2 protein-coding genes are annotated in these 1,024 nt (G+C 71.1%); one reads left to right on the forward strand and one right to left on the reverse strand.

What is annotated here, in order from left to right; all coding sequences use genetic code 11:
• Positions 1–436: transposase (locus G5C65_RS37645; RefSeq protein WP_420903411.1), on the forward strand; the 436-nt coding region annotated here is incomplete at its 5' end.
• 136 nt (positions 437–572) lie between these two features.
• On the opposite strand, the gene G5C65_RS37650 is transcribed toward G5C65_RS37645, so the two are convergent.
• A partial coding sequence (locus G5C65_RS37650; RefSeq protein ID WP_165303548.1) for an MDR/zinc-dependent alcohol dehydrogenase-like family protein occupies positions 573–1,024 on the reverse strand: 452 nt, incomplete at its 5' end.

Below are 1,024 nucleotides of genomic sequence, written 5' to 3' on the forward strand. Positions count from 1 at the left end.
CCAACGGCGCCTCTCGGGCCCGGTGGCACCACCCCCCAGGTCATCGACTTCCAACAGGGGGGAACAGCCATGCCGGGCCCGGAGGCCAGCAGCCCTCTTGCAGGACCGCGAAGACCATAACGGGGGGCGCAGCCGCTGGGACGGTGTTCTGCCGCTGCGGACCCTGCTGGTCGAGCAGCCCGAAGACGCGGACGAGCCGGCCGGCTACTGGATGACCAACCTGCCCGTCACCACCCCGGTCGCCGACCTGGTCCGCTGGGCGAAGATGCGCTGGCGCATCGAACACGGCGACCGCGAACTCAAGTACGGCCTCGGTCTGGACCATTTCGAGGGCCGCACCTGGCGCGGCTGGCACCACCACGTCACCCTCGCCACAGCCGCCCAAGCCTTCCTCACCCTCAGGCGGCTCGACCCCAAAGTCCACACGCCGGCCTGACCCTCTACCAGGTCCTCGACGCTCTCCAGGGCCTGCTGCAGTGCTGGACCGGCACCTGCACCACCTGCGGCCGACGCCTGCCCCGCAACAGAACCAAACCGAGAACCTGACGAAGCACCACTAGAGCGTGTCCGGCTCAGCCTCCGGCCATGGCGATGACCAGTTTGCCGCCCTTCGGGCGCTGCTCGCGCTCCAGCTCCGTCAGGGCGGGAATCGCCTCGGCCAACGGGACCGTACGGGCGATGGGCAGGCGCAGGGTCCGGGCCACCCCCTCCAGGTCGGCGGTCACCGGCCGGCCCATCATCGCCCGGAACGGGCCGGGCAGTGCGCTTCTGATCATTTTGGCCGGGGTTGGGACGATGTCGACGATGGTTCCGCCGGGCTTCAGCAGCGTTCGGGCCGCGGCGAAGGGAAGCATGCCGGGCGTGTCGAGGACGAGATCGAACCGTTCCGCGAGGGGGGCCGGGTCGAAGCCGAAACCCACGACCGGCTCGACGCCGAGTTCGTGGGCCTCGTCGGCCGCAGGGTTGCGGCAGCTGCCGGCGACCGAGGCTCCCCGCGCCCGGGCGAACTGGGCGGGGTGGGCCG

Origin of the sequence: Streptomyces boncukensis, assembly GCF_011045075.1 — a bacterium.
In the GTDB taxonomy this organism is placed as follows: Bacteria; Actinomycetota; Actinomycetes; order Streptomycetales; family Streptomycetaceae; genus Streptomyces; species Streptomyces boncukensis.